The organism is Pseudomonas sp. LBUM1678 (assembly GCF_059695575.1).
In genome coordinates, this window is the sequence record NZ_CP166775.1 from 1351876 (window position 1) to 1366359 (window position 14484).

The 14484-nt window shown below is 51.8% G+C and carries 15 protein-coding genes; 3 read left to right on the top strand and 12 right to left on the bottom strand.

What is annotated here, in order from left to right:
* Positions 1-314 precede the first annotated feature (314 nt).
* Both ACA070_RS06000 and ACA070_RS06005 read right to left on the bottom strand, forming a co-directional pair.
* Positions 315-2765 carry a penicillin acylase family protein gene (locus ACA070_RS06000; protein WP_497450407.1) on the bottom strand — a complete coding sequence of 817 codons (2451 nt, stop codon included), beginning with the start codon at positions 2763-2765 and terminating at the stop codon, positions 315-317.
* A 132-nt stretch (positions 2766-2897) separates the two neighbouring features.
* Positions 2898-3542, bottom strand: a complete 645-nt coding sequence (locus ACA070_RS06005; protein WP_497450408.1) for a glutathione binding-like protein — start codon at positions 3540-3542, stop codon at positions 2898-2900.
* Between the two features lie 145 nt (positions 3543-3687).
* Here ACA070_RS06005 and ACA070_RS06010 point away from each other — a divergent pair, with 145 nt between their 5' ends.
* Positions 3688-4245 (top strand): cysteine hydrolase family protein, encoded by a 558-nt coding sequence (locus ACA070_RS06010; protein ID WP_497450409.1) that lies wholly within the window; start codon positions 3688-3690, stop codon positions 4243-4245.
* A gap of 183 nt (positions 4246-4428) precedes the next feature.
* Here ACA070_RS06010 and ACA070_RS06015 read toward each other — a convergent pair whose 3' ends face one another.
* The gene (locus ACA070_RS06015) at positions 4429-4638 is read right to left on the bottom strand and encodes an SEC-C metal-binding domain-containing protein (RefSeq protein WP_007906737.1); all 210 of its coding nucleotides are present in this window, start codon (positions 4636-4638) and stop codon (positions 4429-4431) included.
* Complete coding sequence (locus ACA070_RS06020; RefSeq protein ID WP_497450410.1) at positions 4635-5129, bottom strand: LEA/WHy family protein; 495 nt, start codon at positions 5127-5129, stop codon at positions 4635-4637. The genes ACA070_RS06015 and ACA070_RS06020 overlap by 4 nt, the downstream gene beginning before the upstream one ends.
* A gap of 339 nt (positions 5130-5468) precedes the next feature.
* Here ACA070_RS06020 and ACA070_RS06025 point away from each other — a divergent pair, with 339 nt between their 5' ends.
* Together ACA070_RS06025 and ACA070_RS06030 are read left to right on the top strand one after the other, a co-directional pair.
* Entirely contained in the window at positions 5469-5849 is a 381-nt protein-coding gene (locus tag ACA070_RS06025) for a Rap1a/Tai family immunity protein (RefSeq protein WP_497450411.1), read from the top strand.
* A 23-nt stretch (positions 5850-5872) separates the two neighbouring features.
* On the top strand, positions 5873-6535 hold the full coding sequence (locus tag ACA070_RS06030; RefSeq protein ID WP_497450412.1) for a hypothetical protein: 663 nt from the start codon (positions 5873-5875) through the stop codon (positions 6533-6535).
* Positions 6536-6762: 227 nt separating this feature from the next.
* Here ACA070_RS06030 and ACA070_RS06035 read toward each other — a convergent pair whose 3' ends face one another.
* From ACA070_RS06035 to ACA070_RS06070, 8 genes are all read right to left on the bottom strand, one after another.
* Positions 6763-7317 carry a recombinase family protein gene (locus ACA070_RS06035; protein ID WP_497450413.1) on the bottom strand — a complete coding sequence of 185 codons (555 nt, stop codon included), beginning with the start codon at positions 7315-7317 and terminating at the stop codon, positions 6763-6765.
* A 138-nt stretch (positions 7318-7455) separates the two neighbouring features.
* Positions 7456-7680, bottom strand: a complete 225-nt coding sequence (locus ACA070_RS06040; protein WP_497450414.1) for a hypothetical protein — start codon at positions 7678-7680, stop codon at positions 7456-7458.
* A gap of 1541 nt (positions 7681-9221) precedes the next feature.
* Positions 9222-10451: a hypothetical protein gene (locus tag ACA070_RS06045; RefSeq protein WP_497450415.1), complete on the bottom strand. Its 1230-nt coding sequence runs from the start codon at positions 10449-10451 to the stop codon at positions 9222-9224.
* Between the two features lie 141 nt (positions 10452-10592).
* The gene (locus ACA070_RS06050) at positions 10593-10829 is read right to left on the bottom strand and encodes a hypothetical protein (protein ID WP_497450416.1); all 237 of its coding nucleotides are present in this window, start codon (positions 10827-10829) and stop codon (positions 10593-10595) included.
* 425 nt (positions 10830-11254) lie between these two features.
* Positions 11255-11548 carry a hypothetical protein gene (locus tag ACA070_RS06055; protein WP_497450417.1) on the bottom strand — a complete coding sequence of 98 codons (294 nt, stop codon included), beginning with the start codon at positions 11546-11548 and terminating at the stop codon, positions 11255-11257.
* 418 nt (positions 11549-11966) lie between these two features.
* Positions 11967-12293: a hypothetical protein gene (locus ACA070_RS06060; protein WP_497450418.1), complete on the bottom strand. Its 327-nt coding sequence runs from the start codon at positions 12291-12293 to the stop codon at positions 11967-11969.
* 626 nt (positions 12294-12919) lie between these two features.
* The gene (locus ACA070_RS06065) at positions 12920-13834 is read right to left on the bottom strand and encodes an FRG domain-containing protein (RefSeq protein WP_497450419.1); all 915 of its coding nucleotides are present in this window, start codon (positions 13832-13834) and stop codon (positions 12920-12922) included.
* A gap of 107 nt (positions 13835-13941) precedes the next feature.
* A complete protein-coding gene (locus ACA070_RS06070; RefSeq protein ID WP_497450420.1) occupies positions 13942-14481 on the bottom strand; it encodes a hypothetical protein in 540 nt (179 codons plus the stop codon).
* Positions 14482-14484: the final 3 nt, after the last annotated feature.

Genomic DNA, 14484 nt, shown 5'->3' on the forward strand with positions numbered 1-14484 from the left:
AATGGGGGGACTTGTTAGCTATGAGGTTTGCGCGAAGGCAGAAGTTCTATTGATTTTTAGAAGTTGGATGATTGTTCCCACGCTCCGCGTGGTAACGCCTCAAGGGACGCTCCGCGTCCAGTGACGCGGAGCGTCACGGGCTGCATTCCCACGCAGAGCGTGGGAACGATCAGGTCGGGTGAAATATATCCCCTGTGGGAGCGAGCCTGCTCGCGATAGCGGTGTTTCAGTCACTAAAAGTGGTGGCTGACATGGCCTCATCGCGAGCAGGCTCGCTCCCACATGGGTTAGCCCACATTGGGTCGGTGGTGACCTTACTTGCCAGGTGTCAGGGTCAACCGCGTCTTGCCATACACCTTGTCAAAGTTCTGCGGTTGCATCGGCAGGCTCATGTATTGCCCCTTCAGCCATGGATCAATGCTGTCGAGATAATTCGGGCTCGCCGGGTTGCCGGACTGACCGGTGCTGTTTTGCCCCATCAACGGTTCCGCCTGGCTGAAATCAACGATAAAGCGCATGGCCGGCGCCAACGTGGTGTTGAAGTCCTGCCCCCAAGTGAACGCCGCAGTGTTCAGCGTCGTGTGATCGCCCCCTGCCGCCAATGGACCGCGAACGGTCTGGCCACCGGCATTCTTCCATTCATAGCGGTGCAATTTGCCCCACTGCCAGGCTTTGTGATCGCCACCCAATTGGCTGTCGCCGGCGCTGATGGCCGCCGCGAGGCTGCGGGCGAGGATCGTCGGTTTGTCTTCTTTCTGCGGAGTGCGGGCGTCATCCCAGAACGGACTGTCCTCGCGGCCCAACAGGTGATCGGCCTGTGCCGCGTAGGACAACTTACCGTTGGCGATAAAGGCTTTCCACGCCGGGCTGCTTTCCGGGCCCAGTTCGTCGAGGAAGATTTGCTTGGTGCTTTCCTGCAAGAACAGCTCGTAGATTGCCGCATCCGCTGAGGTCGAACTGAGTTTGCCGTCGAACGCCATCAAGCGGGTGTAGGCCTCACGGGCCTTGCCGCGATCGGCAACTGGCAACGCTTCGATGGCCTGTTTGAGCGGCTGGGACATGCCCGGTGCTTCAAACATTTTTTTCAGCTTGGCGGCGAACGTCGTGGTCTGGTCGTATTGCATCGCGATCACGCTGCGCGTGTCGTGTTTGCCCACACCCGCCAGTTCGGCCAGGCGTTCGCCACGCTCCGGCGCCGACCAGGAGTTGGACAGCTGCATGCCGTAGCCATGGGGAATGACCCGCTGGTTGGCGGTGCCGAGCCAGCCTTGGGCCGGGTCCTGGTCATACGGATGGAGCATCGGGTCGGCGTAACCGTCCCAATCGTAGCGACCTTCCCAGCCCGGCGACGGCAGCAGGCCTTCGCCTTCGCGACGGTTCGGGTAGCGCCCGGTGACTTGCCAGCCGATGTTGCTGGCGTCGGCGAACACCAGGTTCAGGGCGATGGCGCGGATTTCGCGGCTGGCGTCCGAGGCTTTCTCGACGGTCTGCGCCCGGGACAAGTCGAAAAACGCGTCCAGGGTTTTGTCGTCGGTGAAGTTCGGCGTCTGCAAGGCCAGGCCAAAACCATTGGCCAGCGTCGTGCCCTGGGCGCTGTTGAGCAGCGGACCGTGGCGGGTTTCGTAGACGACTTCGCGAATCGGCCGCTGGCCTTTGACGAAGTAGGTTTCGTTACGCACGATCGCCGGCTGCCATTTGCCGCTGACTTCATACGTGAGGCCGTTGCCCTGGCGTTTGATTTTTTCCAGGAACAGGTCCTGGTTGTCGCCCATGACCGAGGTCATGCTCCACGCCACTTTGCCGTTGAAACCGCCGAGGACCATGGGCAAACCGGCGATCGTCACGCCAGAGGCCTGGTATTTCGGCGCGCGAATCTGCACGTAGCTGAACAACGACGGCACGCCCAACGGGCCATGGCTGTCGCTGGCCAGCAGGCTTTTGCCACTGCGGCTGCGTTGCGGGCCGATGGCCCAGTTGTTCGACGAGGTGGCGCCCAACAGATTCAGGTCGGACAGTTGCCCGGTGGCTTTGCTGATGTCGGCCAGGCCCGGGATTGCTCCATTGAGCTTGATGCCCTGAAGTTTTTCGGCTTCGCCCAGCGGCAGTTTTTCGTCGGGAGCGGACGGCGTCAGCCACCCTAGTTTGTCGGTGGTGACGGTCTGGGCCAGCATCAGCGCGGCGATTTCTTCCGGCAGGTTGGCGGACTGGCTGAAGTTCAGCAGGCAGAAAATCAGCGCCGAATCTTCCGGTTGCCAGTATTCAGGCTTGTAACCAGTGGCCATGAGGTCCGCCGGCAGTTTGTCGCGGTAGCGGAACAGGTAGGCGTTGACGCCGCGCGCATAGACTTCGAAGAAGCGCTTGAGACGTGGCGAAGACGCCTTGTACAGCTCGCCGGCGCTTTTCTTCAGGTTGACGGCGCGCATGTAGCGGTCGGCGTCCAGCAGGTCGGAACCGGACATCTCCGACAAACGGCCCTGGGCCAACAGGCGCAGGGTGACCATTTGGGTGATGCGGTCGCTGGCGTGGACGTAGCCGAGGGCGAACAGGGCGTCGTGGAAGCTGTTGCTTTCGATCAGCGGCATGCCCATGGCATTGCGGCGCACCGAAACGTTCTGCGCCAGGCCCTTGAGCGGCTGTACGCCGGTGGTCGGCGGGAGGGTGTCCTGGGTGTTCCAGGTCTGACAACCGGTCAGGCTCAAAACACCGGCCACTGCTGCGGCAACGCCGAACCGGGGAAGAAAATGTGTAAGGGCTGGCGAGGCCATGGCAAAGCTCCTGCGGGGGTAGAGGCGCAATAAAGGCGCTACGTTAGAGAGCAGGAGGAGGGCGCGCAAGCGGCGGCGGGGTTATTTCTTCGCGATGATAGTTCCCACGCAGAGCGTGGGAACGATCCGACGTCAGGGTTTTGGTGGGTTGACCTTGGCCGCCAAGGCATACGCCTTCACCGTCGCCGGACGGTTCTGGATGTGGTTGAACCAGCGCAGCACGTTAGGGAAGTCTTCCAGGTTCTGGCTCTGCCATTTGTGGGAAACGATCCACGGGTAAATCGCCATGTCGGCAATGCTGTACTCGTTGCCGGCGACAAACTCATTGTTGGCCAGTTGTTTGTCCAAAACCCCGTACAGGCGGGCCGTTTCATCAATATAGCGCTTGATCGCGTAAGGGATTTTCTCGGGGGCGAACTGGCTGAAGTGATGATTTTGCCCGGCCATCGGTCCCAGGCCGCCCATCTGCCAGAACAACCACTGCAGCGCTTGCTGGCGGCCGCGCAGGTCTTTGGGCAGGAACTTGCCGGTCTTCTCCGCCAGGTACAGCAAAATCGCCCCCGACTCGAACACCGACAACGGTTCGCCGCCATCGACGGGCTCATTGTCGACGATGGCCGGGATTCTGTTGTTTGGGGAGATTTTCAGAAAATGCGGCTGGAACTGCTCGTTCTGGCTGATGTTGATCGGGTGCACGTTGTACGGCAGGCCGGCTTCTTCCAGGAAAATCGAGATCTTATGGCCGTTGGGGGTGGTCCAGTAATACAGGTCGATCATGAAGTACTCCACATCAAGAGACGTTGTAGGGGTGGACAGCGACCGCGGGCATCAGGTCGTCCTGTTTGCGTTTGATGGCTTGCCTGTAAGAGGAGGTGATGCTGAAGTGCGTGAAATTCAATGACCTCGTGTGAGAAAAGTCGGCATGGAGCTCAAGACCAACGCAGCACTGATCATCATCGACCAACAAAAAGGCATCCTGCAGCCCAGACTCGGTCGCCGAAATAATCCTCAGGCCGAAGAGAGAATTCTCGATTTGTTGGGTCATTGGCGGCAAACCGGGCGGCCGGTGATTCATGTGCAGCACCTGTCCCGTTCACCGGATTCAGTGTTCTGGCCGCAGCAATCGGGTGTGGAGATTCAGGAACGTTTCCAGCCGTTGGCCGGTGAGCAGCTGATTTCCAAGCAGGTGCCGGATGCGTTTTGTGCGACGGGGCTGGAGTCGAGTTTGCTCGAGGCAGGGATCGAGCAGTTGATCATCGTTGGCGTTGCGACCAACAACTCGGTGGAGTCCACGGCGCGAACTGCCGGGAATCTGGGGTTTGAGGCATGGGTTGCGGAGGATGCGTGCTTTACGTTCGACAAGGCTGATTATTTTGGCAATGCGCATTCAGCCGAAGAAGTGCATGCGATGTCGTTGGGGAATTTGCACGGGGAATATGCGACGGTCGTGAGCACCGCGCAGATATTGCAGGCTGACTGAAATCCCTGTGGGACCGAGCTTGCTCGGGATAGCGGTGTAACTGACAAATTGATAGTGAATGTGCCGACGTCATCGCGAGCAGGCTCACTCCCACATTGGTTCTATGAACGACTGAGATCCTTGTGGGAGCGAGCCTGCTCGCGATAGCGATTCAACCGACGAAGAAAATCTTCGCCCGAAGCATCAAGCGCCGTGGCACTTCTTGAATTTCTTGCCGTTGCCGCATGGGCAAGGGTCGTTGCGGCCGACGTCTTTCAGGGCGTTGCGCACCGGTTCCTGGTGGGCGTGGCCGCAGTTCGGGCCGTGGACATGGCCATGGTCGTGATCATGGTGGTCGTGATGGTCATGATCGTGGTTGCAGTCAGGGCCATGGACATGGGGTTGCTGGGTCATCGGGTTTTCTCCGGAATTAAATCGGCGGGGATTATCACGCCATTGCGCGCCAGGTGCACGTAGTGCGCGATGAATAAACCGGTTTCCAGTTCACCTTCCAGACGATAGGGGATGGGTTGATCGGGTTTTTTCAGCATTTTTACCAGATCCCGCACCTTGGGCCACAGGTTGGTGCGGATCGGTACTTTGAAATAGGCACTGCGTTTAGGACCGACGGTGAACCAGTGTTCATGTTCACCTTCAGCCAGCAATATGTCGCCCAAGTGAATGCGATATTCGAGGCCGCGCACCGTCAAGTCGCTGTCGTTGGGGTTGTCAACGCGAAAGTGCAGGATGAATTTTTGCTCCATCAGCTTGGCCCGGACCACTTCGACCTTGGCCAGGTGCACTTGCGGATCGGGCAGATCGTCACCGAACCAGGACGCGCAGCCGCCGAGCCCGAGAAAGAGGAGCAGAGTGAGCAGATAGAGTGCGAGTCGCCGGGTGATCATGGTGACGTCTCTCCCTTGTAGCAGCTGGCGAAGCCTGCGTTCGGCTGCGCAGCAGTCGTAAATCCTGCTGGCTCGGTCTGCCTGAAACACCGCGTTTACCTGATTTCACGACTGCTACGCAGCCGAACGCAGGCTTCGCCAGCTGCTACAGGGTTCACCTCACGCGCCGAAATACCCCGCACAACACTTCTTCATTTGCTGCTACAAAAACCTACCGCGTCATTTCGACGTTTCCCCACTCACATCATAGCTGGCGTATGCGACGGAGAGCATTAGGCTGACTGGCAGGAAACCTAGGGGGCCGATACCATCGTGCCATTACACGACGAGAGAATCATCATGAAAGCATGGATAGCGTCATCGGTTGCACTGGTTGGGGTGCTGGGGAGCGGGGCTGCCATGGCAGAAACTGGGACTGTGCTTCTAGGTCAGTGTCAGAAAGGTATCCGGGCGTTAGATAATGAAAACATGATGTCCGATGATCTGTTTGACTCTGGCTTCTGTTTTGGCTTGATAGAAGGTGTAAGGTTTACAATGGATTACTACCAGAATAGTAATGTGCCTAACGAATACAAAGCGTGCTTTCCGAAAGGAAGTATCAGCAACGCGCAAGCTGCGAGGATTGTCGTAAAGTACTTAAAAGATAGACCGGAAACATTGCATAATGACGCTGCATTTCTAACAACGCTTGCACTCCATAATGCGTTCCCATGCAAGTGATAAGTACAGGAGAGTGACGAGATATGACTAAGCTCAAAATTGGTCAAGAGTATTACGAATTCAATCAACTCCCTGATGAGTGTCCACATTGTCACCATGCAATCAAAGCGGAAGTTTTATCCACTACAGTAGATGCTTCGGATAATATAGTTGATATGGCGTTCATGTGCCCAAGACACACCTGTAAGAGAGCGTCTATCGCTGTGTTCAGGCGAGAAAAGATGAATGCTTTCGAAATGGGAAGGGAGTTCCGATTGAGGTTTCTGCACCCAAGGAATCCAGTTGATCCCGTATTCTCTGAGCATGTGGCTAAGGTATCTCCTCAATATGTCGAGATTTTCATTCAAGCCAATAGGGCAGAAGCTTTTGGTCTTAGAGAGATAGCAGGCGTAGGGTATCGGAAGGCACTTGAGTTTCTGGTGAAAGACTATTGCATCACTAAGCACCCAGATAATGAAGACGACATTAAGAGCAAAATGCTGGGGCCGGTTATTGAGAACTTTGTTGATAACCAAAATGTTAAGCAGTGTGCAAAGAGAGCTGCTTGGCTTGGTAATGATGAGACGCACTACGTAAGAAGGTGGGTTGAAAAAGATATCAAAGACCTAAAGCTTCTAATTCGGCTTACAGTGGGATGGATTGAGCAAGAAATACTGACAGATATTCTATTGAAAGATATGCAATAGGGGCGTTTTTCCATACAAAAACCCATCCCCCGCGCCGCGAGAGGTGTGCAACTTTGATGTTGGCTGAATTCTTGGCCGGAAATATAAGTTGGAAAGGGAGTTGGAAAAGCGGGTTTTGTACGTGCACTGCTTAACGATGTGCGACCAGCCAAACCAGAAGCTGTCGTAATTTAGATATAAGTTGAGCGCCCCTGAGAGCGCCTAAAGGCTCTGAGAGTGGTGTTGTATCAAGCCTCAGCACCAGCCTTCATTGCGCGTTGAACGGATGACACCGACACACCAAGAGCTTTGGCTGCGTCTCTGTAACTCAGCTTGTCCACTGTGATAGCAGCACGGATATCATCATTGGTAACAGCCTTGGTACGTCCCTTGTAGACCCCTTTGGCCTTTGCCTTGGCGATACCCTCACGCTGGCGTTCTTTAATCATCGAGCGTTCGAACTGAGCGACTGCACCAATCATCGACAACATCAGTTCCTGCATTGGGTTGGCTTCACCTGTGAAGTGGAGAGACTCCTTGTGGAACTTCACGGCTACACCCTTGGCAGTGAAATCTTTCACCAGTTTCAGCAGGTCTTCCAGACTACGAGCGAGCCGGTCGATTGAGTGTACGTGGATACAGTCACCCTCACGCACGTAACCAATCATCTCCTGTAGTTGTGGACGGTCTGTTGTCGCACCACTCACTTTGTCTGTGAAGGTTTTGGTGAAGGTCAGGCCATCAAGCTGACGATCAACATTTTGTTCTATCGAACTTACCCGGATGTATGCGACGTCAACCATTTGTGTTCACCTCTGTGTGCTTAGGGTCTAGAGGTGCCCATGTTGCCTGTGTTCAAATCTGAATTCAACCCTATGAATACACCAAATCCGTATTCATCGACGACCGGTCATAGGGTACACCGTATGAACACAACTCTCTCATCTAGGAATTGGAAGGGAGGCCAAGTATTGGTGTCCAACGTCAGTTAGCACGATGTCATCAAGCTGGAACCGATTAAGGCCAACTCTTACACCATCGATGTAACCGTGCCCGTACAGGAAGTGGAAGATGCCTTGATCGTCGGTCTCCCGGCAGTCGCTTACGGTGCCATCGGCAATGGCGGTGAGTGCTGCTCTAATGTCGTGCGGGGTGTGATCGGTCATGTCGTACCTCCAGTTGGTGTGGAGAAACCTTTACACAGAAAAATTCGATTTTCAACACAAAATACTTGTTGTATTCGCTTGTATATGCTAGCGATTGCTTGTGATGCGGCTGGACGGTTCCGTTCTTCTCAGTTTTTCAAATTCCGCCGTCGCGAGAGAAAAAGCGATTCGCTTAGTAGATGTGCACTATTGTGGTGCGAGAAAGGGGTTTAGAACGATTGGAGGGATGTGGAAGCATCAGCCAAATTTTCGGCTCATGCCCTACAAGCCAATGAAATCGAGGGGTGCAGCAATATTGGCCTAACCGGCCTAAGCCAATACACCAATATTTACCATATAGTTACTACAGGGTTTAGGAGGGGTTATTGTTCATTTTTTGATCAATTTGATTCCGTCGCATTATAAAGACAAGGCACGGCACCATGGGCCAAGGGCCAGGAATTGATTGTGTCGCTATGGTCTACACAGGATAAAAGCAGCAGCGAAATTTTTCGCCGCCGCTTTCCCATCTGACGAGGAGAGCATGGGCTAAATTTTCAGCCCATGTCTTTCCACAGGGTAACGAGCATCAGCGGAATTTTCCGCTCATGGTTTGCCATCGTCTAAACAGGGTGACGGCAATCTCCCAAATTTTTGGGAGATTGGATTAGGAGAACACAGGATAAAAGCCGTGGCTAAATTTTTAGCCGCCGCTTTTCCATCGTCCATTCACATGGTTTGCCACCGTTTACACAGGGTAATGCCGTGAGCAAAATTTTTTGCTCACGACGATCAGGAGAACAAAATGAGTGTTAAACAGAGAGCATCGCTGACGCTTACGGGACACTGGCGGCAGTGGCGGCAGTGGCGGCAGTGGCGGCAGTGGCGTAAAGGACGTTTCTATTTCCGTCGCACTCTATAAACAGGACATGGATGCTGCGCATCAAGGAGGTAAATTTGATTGCGTTGCATAATGAAAAGCTAGCAACCTGACAGGGTGTACAATCCTGAGCGGACGTTCAGAAGGATAATCAACTGAGAGTGAAAATCCATAACAGCCAACATAGAAACCATACCATCCAGAACTGACGTTCTTGGAGAGTGTACAACTCAGTCGTACCGACTACAGAGCGTCAGCTCTTCTTGTTCTGGTATGTTGATTGTATTTTATTTAATAACACTTTGAACTACGTTCAGAAGCTGTTCGCTATGACCTACGGTCTACTAGAGCATTATCTCTGTAGTGCTGAATCCTGTCAAACTAGTAATTTTCATGTTGCAAGCAACTAACATGAAGACTTTTAATTTATCTTCTTTCTATCCGTGCAAACATTCGGCTGTAGGCCGGGGTTGAATACCATTTTGACGTTGCCGTCAGGGGTTATTACTCGTTCCACATCGTGGATATCTGCACACTAAAAGTGGCTGTAAGCTTTGATTTATATGGTCTGTAGGCAATGCAGTCGGAGTAGAACGTCTCCTATGGCAGGTGCGAAGAATGTGTTGTCACCAACGAAAAAGCCCCATCCAGCACGGGGCCAGACAGGGCTTCAGGGTGTTCCTTAGAAAGGAGCGTTGCAGAACGGGTCAGAACTGTTCATGTCCACAGCCCTAGGTCGAACGAGTGACAAGGAATCGACTGTATCCACTAGGACGACTGTGCGTGCCGGTTGGCCCATTGACGCCTTGAAGGCAGCCAGAGACGTGATGACAACTTGATCCTTATGATCTTGGAGGAAGTAGCGTTGAGTCTCAGGGTTGGCGATGACATGTCGTTTGCCGGGGGCGTAATTCAACATGAATAGCTGGATATTCTCAGCAATCACCATTTCCAGCGTATCGGCCATCACCGCAATCGACTTACCGTGCAGCACGTCAAACAACATCTGTGCATGGTGCAGGGTAAACAGACTGGAGGATTCTGTCTGAGTGGCGAGAGCTTCACTGAGAGCGTAAGCGAACACCTCAAGCTCTGGTCTGTACGCACTCAAACGGGTTAGCTCATGACAGAGAACAACTTCAGGGCGTGAAGCAGGGGAGGCGAAGTATTCACCATCTTCTTCACCAAGCATTGCTGCTTTAACGTGCTGAAGCTCTTTTGTCTTGAGATCGTCCAGTTTGCTCAAGGATGGCAGAGCGGCTACGTGGTCTGGGTTGGCTGGATCGTATCTACTGACAATCCATTCTGTGAGTTGGCTACGTTGGGCTGGCTTGATCTTGCAATTCTTGATTGTATCTAGAACGACCTTCTTTCCAAGGTAATCAATCACCCGTGCAACAACGTCAGATTCCTTTTCCAATTCCTTATCAACGTTCCACTTTGAGTCCAGTGGACGATGGATTGATTTTCCATATCCATAATACTTTGTGCTGTGGGCTCTGTTGAGAGCTTTGGGAGCGGATACAAGGTTCTCAGCGTACAGAAGGCCAATGAAGTCATGTCCCTTCACAGGGGCGATGTGGGATAGCTCGTACTCGTTACGGTCCCCATATCCGTTATGTTGCATATTGGATTTGTACAGGGTGTAAAGATCAGACAGAGATTCAACAGTGTGGCCGCGTAGAATCTCAAGTGTTCCAGCACGGAGACACTCACGAGCGAGATAGTAGAAGAAGGCTGTTTTCAAAGCTTTCTCCATTGGGTCTTTCTTCACTTTCTTGTTGGCGGATTTGTCTTTGCAAGTGCGGTTGCAATAGATGGCGGTTTTAACAGTTGGCCTGAATCTCTTCTTACAATCTGGATTCTTGCATGTACGTTGTTTAACGGTTGCTGTGGAGGTTGTTGCTTTCATTGGTTGTAGCTCCTGTCAGGATTGCTGGGGTAGGTGTTTGTTCGTTGTAAGCTTTGCGGCAAGAGCTAGAGCAGAATGCTGAAGCCCTAGCCTTTACATAAACGTGGCCGCAATTACGGCATGTGCAGGTTTTCATTGTTGTTACTCCTTGCCGTATCTGGCTTTAAGAATATTCATTGTCATATCAGCGGAGGACATGGGAGCATTTTTAACGCTCTTCAATACTTCTTGTCTAACTCCATCCACCACTTGGGAAAATATGGCATCATCGAACTCTTTCATTCGTTCTGTGTAGTCTTGTGCTGTGGCAGCATCTGCACCAACAATCATTAGCTCAGCAATTCGACTGAGTGTTTTGGCAATGTTTTGTACTGTCATTTTCTGGTTCTCCTAGAGTAAATGTCTTCTATGAATGTAGCGTTTGAACTCTTCTTCCGTCACACCTCTTTTAATACACTTGAGTAGATGCTCGGTGATATCAGGAAAGTTATATGGGATGTGCGGACCCAGATAATCTGTCAGGTACTGTTCTGCACCCATAAGGATTGGCTGTTGTCGTTCAATGCCTTTGTATCGTACTCTCATTGCCAGCGTGCCTCTTTACGATACTGTTCAACATGTTTATCTTTACGGCGTTTACGTCTTTTAGGTTCTACGTCTTCCACCACAGGGATATCCCACTCTTGGAAGCGTTCCTGTGTTAATTCTGGATACTCTTGTGGGGCTTCACTCTCTACAATTGGCGTAGGAGCGTCTAACTTCTTGCGGGTGTAAGCGTTGGTTCTTTGTGCGTTGTTGTTCCATTAGTTTTCCTTATAAGGTGGTCCTAGCTCCTGTTCACATTCGTTCTTGTCAAATTGTGATAGGCAGATGATTCGGGTTAGTAGTTTTGTGGTTTTGGTAACATCAAAGATTGCGGCTAGCATGGAAGCCTGCGTTTCTATAATTCGGCTGTCGGTGTAACGGCGAGAGTTTTCTAACGCTTGCAGGTTGTCTTTCTGCAATTCGTCATATCTAGTAACCGAGTATCCAAGCGTTAATACAAAGCACAGTGCGAGGGCGCCTATAAGCGTCCATACGGCTTTGAGTTTGGCCATGCCGGTCTTTCTGTAAGTTGTTAATTGAAGTGCGTCAGAGTCTCTTGCGGAGGCTCTTAGCGTTGTTCTCGTACAGAGTAGTGCAAGAAGTGGTAGCATTCAGTGATGCGGGTTCTGAACGCTTGTAGAGTGCTGCAACTTGGCTCATGTTGAGTAGACGCTGTGGGAGAGACCCCGGCATTACTGCCCGATTGCATGGCTTCCTGTTTCTGATTCCAAACACAAGGGACTAAATTGGACAGGCCAAAGCTAAGTTATTGGCGAATGGACAGTTAACGGTATTCCATTCTCTACCCATACCCACTCTGGCGTCACGCCGGGAAGCGGGGTCACTGGCCTACTGCAAGCTTGAAACCCGATGATGCATCAAAATCTTGCACCATCGAAGTTGTTCTAATGACATTTAGTAGAGGCGTATTTAGTATAGGTCTCTGGCGAAGACGGCATATTTATCTTTCGTCTTTTTCACCACGCGACCTATGACATCTGCATTTCCCAGTTGGGCCACGTAGTAGATTTCCTCAAGTTTCAATGCTCTAGCTGCTTTGAGTAATGTCGATGCGATATCATTCTTCACCTCCTGTAACGAATCTTTATCCTGTGAGTTGAGGGACGGAAATTCAATAAACCAGACCGTGTCAACGTCTTTGGCCTTCATCCAGCTGCTTTCTTCAAGCAAGCCATAGAGGTCATCTCGCTCGTTTTCTCCGTTAACAAGGTCTAGAGACAGCATTACCTTAATCATTCTGCGCTTCCTTTCTCTGTTTCGCCTGAATTAACCGTGATGTGCGGTGTGAATCGTATGTGGGGGCTTGATGATGGCTTTTCAATGGCTTGCCACCCTGACTATCTAAGCCCGTTCTGTGGGTTTTTCTCGTCATGCTGCTACGCTTGATCTATGCCGAACAGGAGGTGCTGCCATGATTGAGTATTTACCTTGGATTTTCATAGTCGTAGGAATTTGTGCGCTTGTGGTGATTGGCCTAGGGGGTGGGGGGGTGTTAACGAGCAGGGCACCAGACAGCCCCGTTCTCGCTACTCCACATGGTGATAACCCTCAGAATTTTGATCTTGAAGAGGCTCAGCGCAGAATGCAGCGGCCATCCGGCGAACCTCCACAAAAGCGAACTAACTGGATGGCGGTGCTAGTAACCTTGATGGTGTTGTGTGCTGCCTTATATGTAATCTTGACGCCGGATGTATACGCAGACGAATCACAGAAGTGGGCTTTCGGTGCCGTGGGGACAGCTGTAGGTTTTTGGTTAAGGCACTAGGGCTGTAAATGCATCTATCGAGATTGGGCGTATCGAAGGATGGCCCGCCTTTGTGAGTTGCTATGGCGGGCTTTTCTATGTGCATTTAGTCGAAATCTTAGTCGTAACCGTGTTGATAGATTTCTTCCTGAAGTGATTTAGAAGCTCGTACACCAACTTCAACGTTGGCCCAATCCTTTACACTCTTTGCTACACCATGATAACCGGGAAAAAGTGTTGAGGCATCAACCCCGAGTTTTGAGCATAGGTTTAGTAGGTTAGGGGCTTCTTCGACCGGCAATGTAATTTTGAGGAGCGAGCTTATGTTGTCACCGACCCCATAAATTTCATCAACGTCATCAAGTGCTTCTGACTGATAGTGGTCTGTGTCGCTAAATTCTTTAACGTTATGCGTAGTGAATAGGCCAGATTGAGCTGCTTGATTTTTGCTTGTCCCGCCCGGCGTTCTAATGATTGACACCGTTTCCCAGTTTTTTGAGTGCGTGGTATCTAATGCCCAGATGGCGATTCTCGGCATCTTCATGCTATCTAATTCAAAATTTGCTGAAGACGCTGCGAAGTAGCAAGCGACGAAGCTTCTCTCTGTCCAGTCGAGTAGGCGAGTGGGCACCTCGTAATGCTGGGCGACAGCCATGATTTCGTACATCTCTGGCTGGGGCCATGGTCTGGACGCACTCAGGAACCTGCCACGCTCATGGGCAAACTGTCGTTTGATTTCCTTTGTGTACCCCGGCACCAACAATCCCGACCGATCACAACCGTCGAGGAACCTCTTGAGAACTTCTAGCTCATATTCCACCTGCCCAGAAACTGTGAATGAAAACTCCCGTCTTGCTGAGCCGTATGCAAATGAGCCTTCACCGCGACGGCATATCGACGGTGTTAGTTTGTACTCATCGCTCGCCTGTCCCCTGAATATATGCGTGCCCGCATCCCAGGCAGGATTCAATGGGGAGACGAAATCCAGCAGGTCACGTGCTGTGGTGAAATGCATTTCAATCGGATTGCCCATCCTTTTCCCCGGCTCGCTATTAAATGTACCTGAGTCTACTGGCCCTTGATCACCACTGCCAACTTGGAGATCGCTAATGATCATCTGTAATGCAGGCAGTGGCCCGCCTACGCACGGGCTTTTTTGGGAGCTGGTTTGGCTGCTGCTGCAATTCGTGCTAGTCGATCAGCTTTAGCCGCATCAACACGAGATTGGTATTCTGCTGCAATCTCAGCATCAACTTGAGCTTCGATTTCCTCCTGCATACGTTGTTGCTCAGCTAACACAGCGGCTGCATCTGCTGCTTTGCACTCAGCACGATAGGTTTGCTCTACTTCAGTTACGATCTTTAGAATATCGTCGCTCTGATATTGCACACCTTGAATGCGAGCCTCACCAGCCTCCCCAAAAGCTACTGGTTTTTCAGGTTTGTAGAAGTAGATTTGAACACTGCCAGCATTGCTGAGCGGGACAGTTCCAACTGGATGGTATGTGTAGCCTTTGGAGGTATATTCAATATAGGTCTTGATAATCTCTGTTTGGTACACGACTGAGACTGCTACGAAACTACCTACAACCATCTTACCGATTGCACGGAGGGTTTTCGGGCAAGTCGCTGCAAAAGCATCATATCCGTGTTCCGTGTTCTGTGTTTTTGTACTTGGCAATGG